The organism is Chryseobacterium sp. 3008163, assembly GCF_003669035.1.
Lineage (GTDB): Bacteria > Bacteroidota > Bacteroidia > Flavobacteriales > Weeksellaceae > Chryseobacterium.
The window spans coordinates 3,551,632-3,569,680 of the sequence record NZ_CP033070.1 but is presented as its reverse complement, the minus strand read 5'-3'; the positions used below and the strand labels follow the sequence as shown (position 1 = coordinate 3,569,680).

General features: G+C 34.6%; 16 protein-coding genes and 2 pseudogenes. 13 read left to right on the top strand and 5 right to left on the bottom strand.

Going from position 1 to position 18,049, the window contains the following annotated elements; genetic code table 11:
* Window positions 1–27 precede the first annotated feature (27 nt).
* The 3 genes and pseudogenes from porV to EAG08_RS22980 all read left to right on the top strand — a co-directional run bounded on the left by porV (window position 28) and on the right by EAG08_RS22980 (window position 3,646).
* Window positions 28–1,188 (top strand): type IX secretion system outer membrane channel protein PorV, encoded by a 1,161-nt coding sequence (gene porV, locus EAG08_RS16455; RefSeq protein WP_129536382.1) that lies wholly within the window; start codon window positions 28–30, stop codon window positions 1,186–1,188.
* 422 nt (window positions 1,189–1,610) lie between these two features.
* Window positions 1,611–2,356 (top strand): annotated as a pseudogene (locus EAG08_RS22985) (FUSC family membrane protein); the annotation flags it as partial.
* Window positions 2,351–3,646, top strand: coding sequence for an FUSC family protein (locus EAG08_RS22980; protein ID WP_317126331.1), 1,296 nt, complete (start codon window positions 2,351–2,353; stop codon window positions 3,644–3,646). The pseudogene EAG08_RS22985 and the gene EAG08_RS22980, both read left to right, overlap by 6 nt.
* Here EAG08_RS22980 and EAG08_RS16445 read toward each other — a convergent pair.
* Together EAG08_RS16445 and EAG08_RS16440 are read right to left on the bottom strand one after the other, a co-directional pair.
* On the bottom strand, window positions 3,627–4,241 hold the full coding sequence (locus EAG08_RS16445) for a 4'-phosphopantetheinyl transferase family protein (protein WP_129536381.1): 615 nt from the start codon (window positions 4,239–4,241) through the stop codon (window positions 3,627–3,629). The two genes, EAG08_RS22980 and EAG08_RS16445, sit on opposite strands and share 20 nt — an antisense overlap.
* A gap of 235 nt (window positions 4,242–4,476) precedes the next feature.
* Window positions 4,477–5,001, bottom strand: a complete 525-nt coding sequence (locus EAG08_RS16440) for a HugZ family protein (protein WP_129536380.1) — start codon at window positions 4,999–5,001, stop codon at window positions 4,477–4,479.
* A 164-nt stretch (window positions 5,002–5,165) separates the two neighbouring features.
* Here EAG08_RS16440 and ahcY point away from each other — a divergent pair, with 164 nt between their 5' ends.
* From ahcY to EAG08_RS16415, 5 genes are all read left to right on the top strand, one after another.
* Window positions 5,166–6,482, top strand: a complete 1,317-nt coding sequence (gene ahcY, locus EAG08_RS16435; protein WP_129536379.1) for an adenosylhomocysteinase — start codon at window positions 5,166–5,168, stop codon at window positions 6,480–6,482.
* A gap of 286 nt (window positions 6,483–6,768) precedes the next feature.
* Window positions 6,769–7,401: a hypothetical protein gene (locus EAG08_RS16430; RefSeq protein WP_129536378.1), complete on the top strand. Its 633-nt coding sequence runs from the start codon at window positions 6,769–6,771 to the stop codon at window positions 7,399–7,401.
* A 211-nt stretch (window positions 7,402–7,612) separates the two neighbouring features.
* The gene (gene yiaA / locus EAG08_RS16425; protein WP_129536377.1) at window positions 7,613–8,005 is read left to right on the top strand and encodes an inner membrane protein YiaA; all 393 of its coding nucleotides are present in this window, start codon (window positions 7,613–7,615) and stop codon (window positions 8,003–8,005) included.
* A gap of 242 nt (window positions 8,006–8,247) precedes the next feature.
* A complete protein-coding gene (locus EAG08_RS16420) occupies window positions 8,248–9,810 on the top strand; it encodes a BspA family leucine-rich repeat surface protein (protein WP_129536376.1) in 1,563 nt (520 codons plus the stop codon).
* Window positions 9,811–9,857: 47 nt separating this feature from the next.
* Entirely contained in the window at window positions 9,858–11,414 is a 1,557-nt protein-coding gene (locus EAG08_RS16415; protein WP_228446609.1) for a BspA family leucine-rich repeat surface protein, read from the top strand.
* Window positions 11,415–11,469: 55 nt separating this feature from the next.
* Here the strand turns inward: EAG08_RS16415 and purE are convergent, their stop codons facing one another.
* Window positions 11,470–11,973 carry a 5-(carboxyamino)imidazole ribonucleotide mutase gene (purE, locus tag EAG08_RS16410; protein WP_129536374.1) on the bottom strand — a complete coding sequence of 168 codons (504 nt, stop codon included), beginning with the start codon at window positions 11,971–11,973 and terminating at the stop codon, window positions 11,470–11,472.
* A 142-nt stretch (window positions 11,974–12,115) separates the two neighbouring features.
* Here purE and EAG08_RS16405 point away from each other — a divergent pair, with 142 nt between their 5' ends.
* From EAG08_RS16405 to EAG08_RS16390, 5 genes are all read left to right on the top strand, one after another.
* Complete coding sequence (locus tag EAG08_RS16405; RefSeq protein WP_129536373.1) at window positions 12,116–13,024, top strand: DMT family transporter; 909 nt, start codon at window positions 12,116–12,118, stop codon at window positions 13,022–13,024.
* 109 nt (window positions 13,025–13,133) lie between these two features.
* The gene (locus tag EAG08_RS22290) at window positions 13,134–13,331 is read left to right on the top strand and encodes a hypothetical protein (RefSeq protein WP_228446608.1); all 198 of its coding nucleotides are present in this window, start codon (window positions 13,134–13,136) and stop codon (window positions 13,329–13,331) included.
* Between the two features lie 152 nt (window positions 13,332–13,483).
* A complete protein-coding gene (locus tag EAG08_RS22285; protein ID WP_228446607.1) occupies window positions 13,484–13,702 on the top strand; it encodes a hypothetical protein in 219 nt (72 codons plus the stop codon).
* Between the two features lie 6 nt (window positions 13,703–13,708).
* The gene (locus tag EAG08_RS16395; RefSeq protein WP_129536372.1) at window positions 13,709–15,829 is read left to right on the top strand and encodes a cation:proton antiporter; all 2,121 of its coding nucleotides are present in this window, start codon (window positions 13,709–13,711) and stop codon (window positions 15,827–15,829) included.
* A 51-nt stretch (window positions 15,830–15,880) separates the two neighbouring features.
* Window positions 15,881–16,240 carry a hypothetical protein gene (locus EAG08_RS16390; protein WP_129536371.1) on the top strand — a complete coding sequence of 120 codons (360 nt, stop codon included), beginning with the start codon at window positions 15,881–15,883 and terminating at the stop codon, window positions 16,238–16,240.
* 46 nt (window positions 16,241–16,286) lie between these two features.
* Here EAG08_RS16390 and EAG08_RS16385 read toward each other — a convergent pair whose 3' ends face one another.
* Window positions 16,287–17,396 carry a 5-(carboxyamino)imidazole ribonucleotide synthase gene (locus EAG08_RS16385; RefSeq protein ID WP_129536370.1) on the bottom strand — a complete coding sequence of 370 codons (1,110 nt, stop codon included), beginning with the start codon at window positions 17,394–17,396 and terminating at the stop codon, window positions 16,287–16,289.
* A gap of 39 nt (window positions 17,397–17,435) precedes the next feature.
* Window positions 17,436–17,986: pseudogene (locus EAG08_RS16380) on the bottom strand (DUF1543 domain-containing protein).
* Window positions 17,987–18,049: the final 63 nt, after the last annotated feature.

The following is an 18,049-nucleotide window of genomic DNA, read 5'->3' as shown; positions in this document are numbered from 1 at the left end:
AAACTGATAATATATAAAAGACAACATATGAATTTAACTACTAAATTGCTTTTGGGGATTGGTTTGAGTGCTGGGTTTATAGGCTATGCGCAAGATTTGAATCAGGTAAGACCTGTATTAACCGGAGCTCCATTCTTGAGAATTGCGCCAGATGCAAGATCAGGAGGTATGGGAGACCAAGGGGTCGTTACTTCCCCGGATGCTTTTTCTCAATTCTGGAATGCAGCAAAATATCCTTTTAGCAGAACGAGTTCTTCTGTGGGTATCAACTATACGCCTTACATGGGGAAACTTACAAATGATGTATTTTTACTATACGGAGCGTTCCATAAATTCTTAGGTCAGGAAGAAAGATCTACGATATCAGCAAGTATTTATTATTTCAATATGGGTGAGGTAGACCTTACTTCATTGGTAGGTAATGACGTAACTTCTAACGGTACCTCTAAGCCAAACGAATTCTCAATTGATGTTGCTTATGGTCTGAAGCTTTCTGATTCTTTCTCTGCGGCTGTTACTGGTAGATTTATTCGTTCAGATTTGGCCGGTGGATTCAACACAGATACTACACTGAAGCCAGCAAACAGTTTTGCTGTAGACGTTTCAGCATATTATACTTCTCCTAAATTTTCAAGCTTTGGAGGTTACGATGGTAAATTGAATGGTGGTTTTGCAATAACCAATGTGGGTCCAAAATTGGATTATACAGGAAACGAGGAATCAAGATCTTATCTTCCGACTATGGCAAGATTAGGTATTGGTTATGATATGTATCTAGATGATGTAAACAGAGTTGGATTGAGCGTTGAAGGTTCAAAAATCTTGGTACCTGGATCTGAATTTATTGGAAATGACCCAAGAGGAATTCCTCAGTATGCAGTGCCAAATGTAGGTCCTATAGCAGGAATTGGGAAATCTTTCAAAAATCCTGAATCAATCATGTACAGTGGTGCTTTAGAATATTCTTATGACAATGCATTTGCTGTAAGAGGTGGTTACTTCCACGAAAGTGAAGTGCAGGGAGCAAGACAATTTGCAACTGCCGGTATTGGTTTAAAATATCGTTCTTTCGGATTAGATATTTCTTACCTGATCAATATGTCTAAAATCAATACTGCTTTAGATAACACTCTACGTTTCGGTCTTACCTGGAACATCGGTGAAGAAACTTCTAATGTAGATAATTAAGAAACATATAATCAATAGTGAATTCACTATCGGTAAAACTTAAAAAGTCTCATGCTTCATGAGACTTTTTTTATGCAAAAAATTTAAATTTAATCATCAATCCATATTCCTTGACGAACTTTATTAATTTTAAATAAAATTCAAAATTCACTGACTAACTAAAACAATCAATTCACATTTAACTCTTATTTTTGCACAATGAACTATTCTTCGGAGCTAAAAAAATCGTCACCAGCCAGTATGTCTATTCTTCCATAAGAATTACATTGGCAACGGTTATTCCGTGTTTGATTCTCTCCTATTTTGGTTTGCTTAAAGAATATTTTCTTTTTCCTCTAGGTACAAGCTTCGTAGCACTCACCGATCAACCAGGACCTTTTATCAGAAGAAGAAATTCATTAACCTTTGCCATTTTCTGTTTTGTGATTGTTTCAGCGATTGCAAGTTTGGTGAAAGGCATTATTCCATTGGTCATTTTAGAAATTGTCGCTTTCGGAATGTTCTTTTCATTAATTGGCGTGTACGGACAAAGACTTGCTGCTGTAGGATCATTAGCCTTGGTTGTTCTCGCCATCTTTATTGACGGGCATTTAACGGGTGTCAATATCCTCAAAAGTCTTTTAATTTTCGCAGCGGGTTGTATTTGGTTTTTATTGATTTTCTTAATTGTAACAACCATTCAGCCTTATAAACTCGCTAGTCAGATGATTGGTGAAAACTATCTTCAACTTGCAGAATTTCTAAAATAAAAGCAAATTATTATCAGAAAAATCCTGATTTCGACAAGTTAAGTTTACAAATCATTGCTAAACAAATTGAGATTAAAAATCTACAGGAAGAAACACGAGAAACTGTTTTCAAAACAAGAACTATCGTCAACGAATCAACGACCATCAGCAGATTACTGATGCTTACGTTTTTGAATTCAATGGATTTACACGAGAAACTAATGACTTCGGAAAGTGATTACAAAAAGCTCCAGCAAAGTTTCGAAGACTCTACGATTTTGGTTAAAATTCATGATTATCTAAATATACTCTCTGAAGAAATAGCCAACATTGGAATTTCTTTGCAAAGCAGCACCCGTGCAAAACCTGTTTTTAATCTGGAAGCTCGTTCACAAGATTTGAATGTTCATTATTTTGAATTAAGAAATAAAGAAATGAATCCTGATACGCTTGAAAACTTTATGATTTTGAGACAAATCATGATGCGTATCAATGAGATTACAAAAGAAATTAACGAAATATATAAAGTATTTGCTCAAAACGTAAAACTAGCAAAAAGTCTTTCAACAGGTTTAGATTTGAAAAAATTTATGCCGAACGAAGAAAAGATAAATTTTAAAGTTTTAAGAAGTAATATTTCTTTAACCTCATCACATTTTCGTCATGCGATCAGAATTACCATCGCCTTATTGCTGGGATATTTGGTTTCTCAACTTCCGTTTTTAGTAATCGGGCATACCTATTGGATTTTAATCACGATTGTTGCCATTTTAAAACCCGCCTACTCGATTACCAAACAAAGAAACCTCCTGCGTTTTTACGGCACAGTTGCAGGTGCGGTAATCGCTTATGTCATTTTATACTACGTCCACATTAATGCCATACTTTTTGCGATTCTTTTGGTGAGCATGATTTTATGTTTCAGTTTTCTGAAAGGACGTTATTTTTGGGCAGTTCTTTTCATGACGATGTATGTTTTTATGAGTTTTAATTTTTTAAACCCAGGAAACGTCAATGTCATTTTTAAAGATAGAATTGTAGATACCATTATCGCGGGAATTATAGCTTTTTTAGTTTCCTATATCGTGCTTCCGGTATGGGAGCATACGCAGAATTTAGATTTAATGAAAAAATCTGCGGAATCTAATCTTACCTATTTTCACAGTGTAATGTCTAAATTTCTGAATGAAAATTTTGATATTGAAGATTATAAAGTGAAACGTAAAAATGCGATTATTTCACTCGCTAATCTGTCGGATAATTTTCAGCGAATGATTTCTGACCCAAAAAATCAGCAGAAAAAGCTGGAAGTGGTGCATCAGTTCGTTGCAACTTCACATTTGATTACGGCTTACACCGCTTCATTGTCACAATATGCAAAAGGTAATCAGGATTATCCTGAAATTGATTCTGAAAGCTGGAGCAAAAAAATAGAATCCGAAATGAATCAGGTGTCGGCCATTCTAAACGGCGATAAGATCACAGAAACTCTGAGAATGGACAGCCGCCTCGAACCTGAAGATTCTTCAATAGAAAATCTTCTTCTTAAGAGAAAAACTGAACTTTTGGAAAACGAACATTTCGATACAAGAGATCCGAATAAAATTTCTCATTTAACCGAATTGAAAAACATTCATGATGTCTTGGAACTGATCTATGATGTAGCCAAAGAACAGCGAAAAGTAATTGAAAAATACAGAAAAGAAGAAATTACTCCTCCACAATCGTAAAGCAATAATCGTCAAAGAATTTCACGCGGGCTTTCAATTCATCAGAAAGCTGATCGTCATGCACTCTGCAGCTGATATCATAAAGATATTTAAGTTCAAAAGGCTTCACTTCGTAATGCTTTTTCAGCGACCAGTGTTTTGAATGGTGAATTTTGTACATACTTTCTTTCACGCTCCAGATAATCGTATAAAAAGTCACTTCATTATCGAAAGGAATAAACCCTCTTTCATTTTCGTAGGTGAATTTATCGATAACCCTTAAAATTTTAGGATTAAATTTTTCAATATCAATTCCTATTTTATTTTTTGAAATGGCGATCGCCGCAAACGGAAACGAATGGGTAATTGAAATTTCAGCATCTTTTGGGGAAAGAAAAGGCTCTCTTTCTTTGTATAGGATTTTCGAATTTGGTTTTAAACTTTTCAAAAGTTTTCTCACCATCAAAACTTCTAACAGCTTTTTCGGATGATAATCTTTTACTTTTTCGGCATTCTCAGGCTCTAAAAGTTCGTCAATATTCAATTCTTCACCGTCCTCATATTTCCAGATAAGAATAGTTGCAGCGTCGTCGGAAAAATCTCGATAAAGAGGCATGGCTTGATTTATTGGGTAAAAGTAAGAATTTTTTTTGGGCTGGAAGTTAGGTGATGAATAGTAGAATTTTTTAGAGTTTATGATTTGAACATTCAGTTTTCATTGAAATTAAAATACAATTCTTTAAAACAAAAAAATTCACTTAAATTTAAAACTTAAGTGAATTTATATATTATTTAAAAGCTGAAATTAAAGACAAAGATTAAAAATATCTGAAATTCAGCTTCCAGCAAATTTATTTAGACTGATGATTCTGATCATTTCTGTGTTCCATGATTTCAAGATTTTCATCTACGAAATATGCACTTCCGAAACCATTTACATAAGCACCTTTCACAGGAGTTAAAGCAATTAAAATAAAATCTTTCATTTCAGAAATTACCTCTACTACTTTGCCATGAGTTTCTTTTAATTGACCAACCACTGTATTCCAAGTTTCAGAATCTCTTTCAATTTGAGAAGTTGAGGCTTCGATAGTTAATCTCTCACGAGCATAGATTTGCTTTGTAGCAGACTCATCTTCGATAAACATGATTGAAGTTTTTCTTCCTTCAGAAAGGTTTTTCGTGTGCTTCGCCATGAAAGATACTAATATATAAAAAGAGTTGTCAACTTGTACAAATGGTGCATAACTTGAGTTTGGAGTTCCTTCTGCATCTACAGTTGCCAAAATGATACTTTGGGTTCTTGCAATCAATTCTTTCACTTTTGGAGCAAGAGGTTTAGCCTGTCTTTGAGCTTCTTCCTGTGTATGATTCATAATATAGATTTATTTTATGCAAAAATACATTATTTAGAATTAAAACAAATAAAATTAAGGGTGTAAAATCTCATATTTGTGAAGTTAGGGGCTTGTTTTTTTATCTAAATTATATGTTGTAATTTTGCACTGTAATAATTTGAATTTAAAATCATTCATTATATATGAGTACTACAACACAATACGTTCCTTATAAAGTTAAGGATATCACCCTTGCAGAATGGGGAAGAAAAGAAATTACCCTTGCAGAAGCAGAAATGCCAGGCTTGATGTCAATCCGTGAAGAATTCGGACCATCTCAGCCATTGAAAGGAGCAAGAATCGCAGGATGTCTTCACATGACGATCCAGACTGCAGTTCTAATTGAAACATTAGTTGCTTTAGGAGCTGATGTTACTTGGTCTTCTTGTAATATTTTCTCTACTCAGGATCACGCTGCCGCTGCAATTGCTGCTGCAGGAATCCCAGTTTATGCTTGGAAAGGTTTGAACGAAGAAGAATTTGACTGGTGTATTGAGCAAACTTTATTCTTCGGTGAAGACAGAAAGCCATTAAACATGATTTTGGATGATGGTGGAGATTTGACGAACATGGTTTTCGACAGATACCCTGAATTTACAAAAGACATCAAAGGACTTTCTGAAGAAACAACTACAGGTGTTCACAGATTGTACGAAAGAATGAAAAACGGAACTTTGGTAATGCCTGCAATCAATGTAAATGATTCGGTTACTAAATCTAAGTTTGATAACAAATATGGTTGTAAAGAATCTGCTGTAGATGCAGTAAGAAGAGCTACAGACATTATGTTAGCTGGTAAAAGAGTGGTAGTTTGCGGTTACGGTGATGTTGGTAAAGGTACTGCTGCTTCTTTCAGAGGTGCAGGTTCTATCGTTACGGTTACTGAAATCGATCCTATCTGTGCTTTACAAGCTGCAATGGACGGTTTTGAAGTAAAAAGATTAGATACTGTAGTAGATAACGCAGATATCGTAATCACTACAACTGGTAACTTCAACATCGTAAGAAAAGAACATTTCTTAAAATTAAAAGATAAAGCTATCGTTTGTAATATCGGTCACTTCGACAACGAAATCGACATGGCTTGGTTAAACGAAAACTACGGTCACACAAAATCTGAGGTGAAGCCACAGGTTGATATCTATACTTTGGAAGAAGGTAAAGAAGTGATCATCCTTGCAGAAGGTAGATTGGTAAACCTTGGTTGTGCAACTGGTCACCCAAGTTTTGTAATGTCTAACTCTTTCTCTAACCAAACTTTGGCTCAAATCGAACTTTGGACTAATTCTGAGGCTTACGGAAACGAAGTTTATATGTTACCTAAACATTTAGATGAAAAAGTAGCAGCTCTTCACCTTAAAAAATTAAGCGTTGAGCTAGAAGTTCTTTCTACTGAGCAAGCTGAATATATTGGTGTAGATGTGAAAGGACCTTATAAGCCTGAGTATTACAGATATTAATCTGTTTTAAATATAAAGAAAATCCCATTATTCAAAATAGTGGGATTTTTTTGTTTATAATCCTTTTAAACCCTGCAAGGAATTCTTACTTTTGAAAAATTAAAATTTGAAAATGAGAAAGTATATTGTCCTGAGCTTAATGAGCTCTGTTTTATTCCTAAACAGTTGTGAAAGTGAGGATGAAATTGAATTAATTACAGATCCTGTGGAACAAAAGATATTATTGAGCAAAGTCACTACAGTGTATTACGATAATCCCGCAAATCCTGAGACTAGCATATAAACGTTGGATTATAATAGTCAGGGACAATTAATTAAAAGTGTATCTGCAGGGAGATCTTCAACTGTAGAATATAATACAGCAGGAAAACCTGTAAAAACGAATTATTATAACACTGACGGAACGATAGAATATTTCTCGCTATATAGCTACAACGGTGAAGAACTTACAAACGTCAAAGCAATCTACAGTAATGCTGATTTTAACAGAACTATCAATTACACATACAATAATGGTAAAGTTGCAACCTCAACTCTTTGCCAAACAGCAGATTGCAGCAATCCGATTACATCTTCCTATACTTACAACGGAGAAAATATTACTGTAGAAACTTCTGAAATTGGAAGCACTTTTTCTTCATCCAGCAAGCGTGAATATTTATACGACAATCAACTGAATCCGTTTACTTTTACCAACAAATATTTCAGAATAATGATGGGTGGAGCGTATGCTATAAGTAAAAATAATTATGCCTCAGAAAGAATTAGTTATAAAGACAGTTCAGGCAATTGGGTACAGAATCAGCAAGTCATTTATGAAATTCAGTATAACAGCGCACAATTACCAACTCAAGTTATTGGAAAAACCACAACTGGCGCTAATTATGTGAAATATAATTACGAGTACATTGTTCAATAATTGTTGTTTAAATTTTAATATTTCTCCCCCTTCTAAATAAGGGTAATTTCACATGCTTATTTAATTAATCAGTTAATTTCTTTCTAAATTTCTTCGGAAAGCAATTTTAACTCATAATTTTCCAAATAGAGTGACAAAGTTTATATTTAATTAACAGTCATTCATAAAAAAATAATATATTTGGCCGAACTAAACATTAAAAACATAAACAATGAAAAAACAGGGAGTTTCAAATGCGTTTGTCGCAGCTTCGTGGGTCGCTTTGGGAGCCGGAATGATAGGTTACATTGTAGGTCTCGTAAGAGCAGAGATGCAGCTTAATGAGAAAGGATATTATTTTGTAATTCTCCTATACGGATTATTTGCGGTAGTATCTTTACAAAAAGCTGTACGAGACAGAATGGAAAACATAAAAGTAACCGATATCTACTACGGAATCTGTTGGTTTGCTACTCTATCATCGATTGTTTTGTTAACTGTAGGTTTGTTTAATGCCACCATTCTGCCTAGTGAAAAAGGCTTTTATGCTTTTGCATTTTTATTGGCTCTTTTTGGAGCAATCGCTGTTCAGAAGAACACCAGAGACAATATGATGGAAGACTAAATCATATAAGATAAATCATATACTGCTCACTAAATTAGTGAGCATTTTTGTTTCAAAACATCTATTTCACAAGATATTGATATGTAGAAAAATTTATTATCTTTACAAACTAAGATATTATGAAAATTTCAAAACTAATCTATTATCATTAAGAATATTATAAATAGGCATTCTTTTAAAGGGTAAGACTTACGATAAAAGCTTATTAGCTTATTCTGTATACAAAACAACAAATATTATTTATGAGAAATTTATTACTGATTGCTATATGTTTTTTTTTCTTTCAGATTACAAAAGCTCAGAATGAGTTTATCACGATTTGGCAACCAGGCATTACTAGCAATCCTACTGTAAACGTAATTGCTCCATTTCAGGCAAATTCTAATCAAATATGGTTTCCTGGTACCGGGCAAAATTACACCATAAGTTGGGAAGAAATAGATTTTCCGCAGCATAATGGCACAATGACCAATGTGACTTCGAACGGACAGGTTTTGATTGATTTTGGAACCCCATCAAAAGAAGACGGATTAAATACAACGTATCGTGTAAAAGTATCCAATGGAAACGGAGTTTTTCAGCAAATAAAATTTGCATCACATCAGGTATTACCGCCTATTGATACTATTTTGCCAGTATTACAAATGCATGGAAGTGCAGACAAACTTCTTCTCATCGAACAATGGGGAAACATTGCATGGACTTCTATGGTTGGTGCTTTTGCGAACTGCCAAAGATTACAGCTAACCGCTACAGATTCTCCCAATCTTAGTAATGTCACCAATGCATCATTAATGTTTTACAGAACCAACAGTTTTTCGGGCGCCGACTCGATGCAGAACTGGGATACTTCAAATATTCAGAATTTCAGTTTTATGTTTGCACAGCAGCACATTGGGCAAACGTATTCTCCTGATTCTAATACATTCAACCCGCCCAATTTAAATAATTGGGATGTTTCATCAGCTACTGATTTAAGTTACATGTTTGCAGCGAGGGCAAGCCTTAATCAGAACTTAAACTCTTGGAATGTATCTAATGTAAAAAATACGGCTTGGATGTTTGGTTTATGCTATACTTTTAACCAACCCCTTAACAGTTGGAATACTTCAAGTCTTGAGGATATACATTTTATGTTTTTTGGCAATCCTGTTTTTAATCAGCCATTAAATAATTGGAACACCTCTAACATTACTAATATGAGCAATACTTTTGCCCAATGCTCTTCGTTTAACCAACCTCTAAGCTCTTGGAATGTAAGCAACGTAACAAAAATGAATTCTCTATTGGCAGGTGCCTCTAGCTTTAATCAATCTCTTGCTAGTTGGAATCTTGCTTCTTTAAGCCTAGCTCAGGGCTTCATTTCTAATACAGCGCTGGACTGCGAAAACTATAGTAAGACCATATCGTCATGGGCAGATAATCCCAATACTCCGAATAATATAAATTTAAACGTGGTAACACCAGCTCAATACGCTGCCAACATTACATCAAAAAGAGACATTTTGATTAATAAAGGTTGGAATATTATTGGGGATATCGTAGGAAATTGTGTACTATCAACATCAGAAATTAAAACTTCAGAAAATCCTTCCATTTATCCGAATCCTGCATCAGATTATATATACATTAAGAATTTTAAAAACCTAAAAAGTTACAAAATATCAGATGCAAGCGGAAGACTGATTATGAATGGAAATATTAAATCTGAAAAAATTGATGTCAGAAACCTATTAAAAGGAAATTACTTTTTGCAAATAGATGCAGATGGAAATACTTTAAGTTTTAAATTCATTAAAAATTAAATTTAAAAATCTATATTTTTCAAAACCAACCACATCGAAATATTACCATGAAAAAATTTACATTAATTTTTATCTTATTTCTTTTTTTCCAGCTCGGAAAAGCGCAAAACGAATTTATAACCATTTGGAAGCCCAATATCAATTCTATACCATTGGTTAGCCCAATTTTACCTGTTGCAGGAAATAATCAGATATGGTTTCCTGGTATTGGCAGCAATTACACAATTACTTGGGAAGAAGTAGGATTTCCTCAGCACAATGCTACTCTCATCAACATTTCTTCTACCGATCGTGTCTTGATTGATTTTGGAACTCCTTTAAACCCATCTTTCGCAGATGCTACCTACAGAGTAAAAGCTTCTAATGGAAACGGAACTTTCAGCCAAATTAAATTTGCAAAAACCAACATATTGGCAAACCCGATACTCGATTTCGTTTCAGTTCAAACTTCCGGAAGTGCCAACAAAATTGTTGAGATTGAGCAATGGGGAAATATTCAATGGGCATCTATGAACAGTGCATTTGCACAATGTATGGATCTAAAGCTTACTGCAACAGATGCACCAAACCTTTCTGTTGTAGAAGACGCTTCTCTAATGTTTTATAATGCTTTCAACTTTGCAGCAAACAATTCTATGTCTTCGTGGGACACATCAAATATTAAGAATTTTAAATATATGTTCGGCTATATAAGTGTTCCTCCAGGCTTTACCTTAAACGACACTTTCAATCCCCCTATTGGCAACTGGGACATATCTTCGGCTCAGGATCTCAGCTATATGTTTATGAAAAGAAAAACGTTTAATCAAAATATAAATAGCTGGAACACTGCTAATGTCACCAATATGGCATATACTTTTGCTGAATGTTTAGCTTTTAACCAGCCCCTTAATGCTTGGAATACTTCAAACGTTACCAATATGACTTTTATGTTTCATTTTATGCCAAATTTCAATCAACCTCTAGATCAATGGGACACTTCGAATGTAACAAATATGGGACATGTTTTTCATGGAAGTACTTCTTTTAATCAACCGATAAACTCTTGGGACACCAGTAATGTAACAGATACCAATACAATGTTTAATGAAGCTTCAAGCTTTAACCAAACTTTAGAAAATTGGAATCTTCCCTTACTCATTTCTGCCAATAATATGTTACTCAATTCAGGTATAGACTGCATTAATTATAGCAATACTTTAGGAGGATGGGCAGATAATCTACTCACGGCCAATAATATCAATCTGGGAAGTGTTTCTCCACTTTTATATGCAGGTAATGTAATTAATAAAAGAAATATTCTCATTAACAAAGGGTGGATTATGAATGGAGATTCTATGGGAGAATGCGAAAGATTAGGTTTACATGAAGTAAATTCTAAAAACGAAGCCAGCATTTATCCCAATCCTGTTGAGAATATTATTTTTCTAAAAAATATTCTTAATGTTAAAAATTATACTATTACAGAAGCCGGTGGAAGAATCATTAATAAGGATATTTTGAAAAGTGATTTCATTGATGTTCATTATCTCAGCCCTGGAAATTATATTTTACAAATCATAACTAAAGATAAAATTCGTTCTTTTAAATTCATCAAAAAATAAAACAAAAATGCCTCGCAAAATCACGAGGCATTTATTTTATTTTAAATCTGAATCTTTACAAATCATACAAATTAGGATGTTTAGCTTTGATGTCATCTACCGTTCCTAAAACCTTATCTTTCAAAGTATCCTGATAAATCTGAAGCTTTTCTGCAACCTTTTCATCACCCGTTCCTAATATTTTCGCAGCTAAAATTCCGGCATTTAAAGCACCATTCAAAGCTACAGTCGCTACGGGAATTCCGCCCGGCATTTGAAGAATTGATAAAACAGAATCCCAGCCATCAATAGAATTGCTTGATAAAATAGGAACTCCGATTACGGGTAAAGTCGTACAGCTAGCCACCATTCCTGGAAGATGGGCTGCTCCACCAGCTCCTGCAATGATAACTTTCAACCCTCTTTTCTTAGCGTGTTTAGCATAATCAAACATTCTTTCGGGAGTTCTGTGTGCCGAAACTACAGTCAGCTCGTAAGGAATGTCTAAACTTTTCAAAAAATTTGCTGCCAGTTCCATGATTGGCAAGTCGCTCTGACTTCCCATGATAATTCCTACCATTTCTTCAATTTTATTAGATGCTTCAAAGATAAGGATTTTAAAGAAGGTGAAAAGTGAATTTTGCTTCGCAAGTGAATAAGTGAAATTGGTCTATTTTTCATTCTAAAATAAATATCTTTGTCATTTGATTTCCCCCACTCCATTGAAAAATTACAAACTTACTTTTGCTATTCTAACTGTCGCTATCGTGTGGGGAACCACTTTTTTATCCATTCGTGTGGCAGTAGAAACTATTCCGGCTTGGTTTGTTGCGGGAATTCGTCAGCTTTTGGCAGGAATTATTATGTTGATGATCCTACTCTACCGAAAGGAATTCAAATGGATAGGCTGGAAAAACTTGAAATATCAATTAATATTTTCTACATTAATGCTCATCATCGCCAACGGAATGACCACTGTTGCGGAAGAATCTGTGACAAGTAGTTTGGCATCTTTAATGAGTGCCTGTTCGCCCATTGTGGTTTTTCTTGGAAGTGTTGCAATTGGTTTACAAAAATTCAGTTTTCGGGCTTTAATAGGGATTATTCTTTGTTTCAGCGGGATACTTTTTATTTTTTGGGACGGCTTGAACGATTTGGCAAATCCCGATTATCTGATGGGAATTATTTTCCTTTTTGTGGCAATTTTAGGATGGGCTTCAGGAACTATTTTCACTAAAAAATTAAATCTTCAAAGCAAAAATATCACCCTGAATCTTTTCTACCAATTTATGTTTGCAGGAATTATTCAGCTTATTTTCGCCTTTCTTTTCTCAGAAAATTACAATTTTGAAAATTGGAGTGCAGTTAGTATTTCTGCTACGCTATATTTGGCAGTTTTCGGTTCTGTCGCTGCATTTTTTGCTTTCCATTATGCGCTGACTAAAATTTCTCCGGTGCAGGTCTCCATTTTAGCCTACATCAACACCATTATTTCCATATTTCTAAGTTGGTTGATTTTAAATGAAACAATTTCGGCTAAATTTATCATTGCAGCCGTTTTAATTATTCTAGGAGTTTTCATTACCAATTATAATCCTGAACTCTTTAAAAGAAAGAGAGTTGAAGAATAATTTCACACAAAATATTCCTACAAAAGCATAAAAATTCTCTTCTAAAAAACGTTCATTCATTTTTCTTTGTCACAATTTTTGCCTATATTTTTAGAATAATTCGTGCATTATGACAAAAAAATCTCCCTTTATATTTCTCGTTCTATTTGCAATTTTCCAAAGCTGTGATGATAAAGAAAAAAATCAGCAACTTACTGACCGTGAAAATGTACTTTTAGAAAAAGAAAAACTATTCGCAAAAAAAGAATCTGAATACCAATCTCTTATCAAACTGAGAGACAGTATTTTCAGTAAAAAAATTCTGTAGAAACCGTACAAAAATGGCCTGTAGAAATTCTAGGAGAATGGACAGGTAAAGTTATCTGTACAGAATCTTCTTGTAGCGACTACGTCATTGGAGATCAACGAATTGACACCTGGGAATTTGACAGCGATTCTACTCAATTATTTTCTAAAATTGTGAACAACAATAAATTGGTCAGATTATATTCCGGAAAATTTGAAAATAATGAAGTTAAGCTGAATTACAAAACAGATTCTACCGCCGAGAAAAACGTAGAAATGAATGTTCTTTTAAATGAAATATCAGCAAACAAAATTCGGGGAACACGTACCGTAAGCGTTGATAACAAATGTACGGCAAAGTTTTCTGTGGAACTGACACGTCTTTCAAAATAAACACATATGATTTTAAGCATACACAACCTTAGCCTTCCCTTTGAAGACCCTGTTCTGAAATTTTTGCTGGTTTTGATTATAATTTTAGCGGCGCCACTTTTACTGAACAAAATTAAAGTTCCCCATCTTTTAGGGTTGATTATCGCCGGAGCCATCATTGGTCCCAACGGATTTAATGTTTTGGCAAGAGACAGCAGCATAGTTGTTACAGGAACTACGGGACTACTTTATATCATGTTTCTCGCCGGACTCGAAATCGACATGGGAGATTTCAAGAAAAACAAATGGAAAAGTCTCACATTCGGACTCTATACTTTTATTGTACCCTTTGTTTTAGGATTTTTGGGAGGTCATTATATTTTAAATTTCTCTGTACTGACTTCTGTACTTTTTGCAAGTTTATTTTCTTCACATACACTCATCGCTTATCCGTTAGTAAGCAAATTAGGAATTGCAAAAAACCTGTCTGTCAACATCACAGTCGGCGGAACGATGATTACGGATGTTCTAGCCCTTTTGGTTTTAGCTATTATTGTCGGAATGTCACAAGGTGATGTGGGAACAGCTTTTTGGGTAAAACTTTCGGTTTCATTTATTGTTTTCGGACTGATTGTTTTACTGGTTTTTCCGATAATTGGAAGATGGTTTTTCAAAAAAGTGGATGATAAAATTTCGCAGTATATTTTTGTATTGGTAATGATATATCTTGCTGCGTTATTGGCAGAATTGGCAGGTGTAGAAGCGATTATCGGAGCATTCTTTGCAGGTTTGGCATTAAACAGACTTATTCCTCATACTTCTTCACTGATGAACCGTGTTGAATTTGTCGGAAACGCCATCTTCATTCCTTTTTTCCTGATCAGCGTAGGAATGCTGATTGATTTTAAAGTATTTTTCAAAAGCTGGGAAACACTCGAAGTCGCAGCCGTGATGTTGGTGGCCTCGATTGTTGGGAAATATGTCTCGGCGGTGGCAACCCAAAAAACATTTAAACTAACAAGAGAAGAAGGGAAATTAATTTTTGGATTAAGTTCTGCCTCTGCAGCCGCAACTTTGGCAGCTGTAATGGTTGGTTACAACATTATTCTTTCTGAAAGTGAAACCGGTGAACCTGTGAGATTATTAAACGAACACGTTCTGAACGGAAGTATTTTATTGATTTTAATTTCATGTACCGTTTCTTCTTTCGTATCCATGTCGAGCGCACAGAAAATTGCTGAAAGCGACCAGGAAGACACCGTTTCAGGGAATAATCATGAGGAGGAAAACATTCTTTTAGCTTTAAATTATGAAAAAACGGTAGAAAGAATGGTTAATTTGGGAATTTTGATTAAAGCCCATTCCAATATTGAAGATTTTTTTGCTTTAAATGTCATTAATGAAGATAAAAATGAATCTTCCGTAAAAAATGCTGAAAAACTTCTGCATCAGGCAACTGATACTGCAGCTTCGGCTGACGTGAAACTGCAGGCTTTGAAAAGGTACGATAACGACGTAATCAACGGCGTAAACAATGTGATCAAAGAACAGAAAATTACAGATTTAATTATCGGATTGGAAGATGAAAAAGGCTTTTCCACTTCGTTTGCACATAATCTGTACAACGGATATCTGCAGAATGATGATGTGAATGTTTTCGTTTATCATGCTGCCCAACCACTTTCTACCATTAAAAAATACGCAGTAATGATTCCTGAAAACGCACATAAAGAAGCAGGATTTTTTCACGCGCTCGTTCGTGTTTGGAATATTGCAAGGAATTCGGGTGCCACGATTGTCTTTTATGCTCCAGAAAATATTCTCAATATTTTACAGAAAATCATTAAAAAAGCCAATATTGAAGCTGAATTTATCATTATGAATACATGGAAAGACGGCGAAGAAACAGCAGCTCAAATTAAAGAAGATGAAGGTCTGATTATTTTTATGGCGAAAAGAGGAATGCAATCTTATCTTCCAAGAATGAGAATGATTCCCGAGCTTTTGAACGGAAGACTTCATGATAACAATTATCTCTTGATTTTCCCTTATTCAGAATTTAAGCAGGAAAGTATTGAAAGACGTTCAGTAGGAAATCATGATGATTTTATGGAAATCGGGAATGTGATTATGAAGATTTTTAAGTAGTTTTAAAGAAAATTTCGCGCAAAGCCTTTTCAACCAAATAATAAAAACAGCATGAAAAAAGCACTCATCATCTCCATCTTAATAATCATTCTCTCTATCATATCAATAGCCGTTTATTGGAATCTTCCTATAGAAGTTACCAGAAAATCTGACATCAAATTTGGAACTGAATTGATTGAGAAAATTGATGATTACAAGAAAAGTAATGGGAAACTTCCTGAAGTAAATGATTGGCAGACATTAGAAAAATTAGGTTTACAAAAGGATAATGTAGAAAAACCAGTTTATACGAAAGACCAAAACGGAAATTATGAGTTAGTTTATATCGATGGCTTCGACGGGCCTTATTTACTATGGAATTCACAGGAAAGAAAATGGACCATTGATTTTCCTAAAATAGTATCAAAATAAGAAAAGACTGCTTTTGGGCAGTCTTTCTCAATATATTTTAAAAATCTTAAGCAATCACTCTCACCATCGCTTTCACTTCCACCAATTTCTCCATCAGCTCTTCTCTGGAATCTGCCAGAACATTGATGTGCCCCATTTTTCTTCCGGGTTTGGTTTCCGTCTTTCCGTAAAGGTGAATATATGTTTCAGGAAGCTTTAAAACCTCTTCCATTCCTTCATAAATTACTTTCCCGGAAAAGCCTTCTGCACCGACCAAATTCAGCATTCCACTATAAATAATGGCATCAGTATCGGCTAAAGGTAAGTTTTTCACTACGCGATACATTTGTTCGAACTGGGAATTGGCATTCCCTTCTTGACTTTGATGTCCAGAATTGTGCAATCTCGGAGCCGTTTCATTCACCCAGACTTTTCCTTCTTTGTCTAAAAACAATTCAATGGCAAACAATCCCGGAGAATTGACAGCATTCAAAAATTTCTCTGTAATTGAATCAATCTGATTTTCAATCTCTTCACTTAAAAAAACCGGACAGATATTAAAATCAAGCAAGTTTAATTTCGGATCGGCAACCATTTCTGTTACGGGGAAGGTTTTGGTTTCTCCGTTTTCATTGATGGCAACAATCACAGAAAGTTCTTTATCAATATCGACCAGATTTTCCAGAACTGAATCTTCCGTCCACAGATTTCTCAAATCTTCTGAAGAATGGATAATCTGTACACCTTTTCCGTCGTAACCGCCGGTATTGAGTTTCTGTACAAATGGGAAAGCGATCTTTATTTCGTCTGAACTTCCGTCCATAATTTCAAAATCCGGACTTGGAATATTATGTTCTTTATAGAATTCCTTCTGGAGAATTTTTTGCTGAATGGTTTTAATAATCTGAGCATTCGGAACCACTTTCACCCCTTGATTTTCAAGTTCTGCCAAAGCATCTGCATTGACGTGTTCGATTTCAATCGTAACAACATCTTTATCTTTCCCGAAATCTAAAACGGTTTCATAATCATTGAAACTTCCTTGTGTAAAATATGAAATATTGTGACAAGGCGCATCTGAAGCCGGATCTAAAGTGTAAAATTCATCATCATACTTCAGTGCTTCCTGAATCAACATTCTGCCGAGCTGTCCGCCTCCTAAAATTCCTATTTTCATTTTTTATTTTTTATTTTTTATTTTTTATTAGATTTAAATTTATTGAATCTTGTCAATTTTCAAATACCCCAATCCCATTAGATTTTTCTGATTTTCTTCCTCAGATTTAGCTAAAACAATCGAATACTTTTCTTTCATTTTTTCCGGAAGGATATCATTCACGTTAAAAATATCATCAATATCAACCCCATGCTTATCATCGATATGACTTACTGCACCTTCAAAACCCATCGTTTTATAAAACTCAGTTTGTTTGGCTTTTTTACAATCTCAGCCATTGAAGTTCCGACCATTAAATGCTGCTCGTGAAATTCTTCAAAATAACCTTTTTTATATCCGCCTAAATTGATAAAATACAATTGATTTTCTGAAAACGCCTGCCCCTTTTCGACAATTTTCACCTCAAAACCATCTGCAAACTTCACTTCCTGATAACAATCTATATGAATTTTCCCGTCGGCTTCTTTCCAGAAATCTTTTATATCGGGAACCAAATCTTTCAGGTTTTCTGCGATACCAAAAAACACATCGTGCTGCTCAATATTCCTGCCTTTGGGAGTTGCTCCCAGAATGACATAAAATAACTTCATTTTGAATTTTATTTTTGCAAAAATACGGCAAAAAATAATCTTGAGTTAATGTTTGCCTGAAAA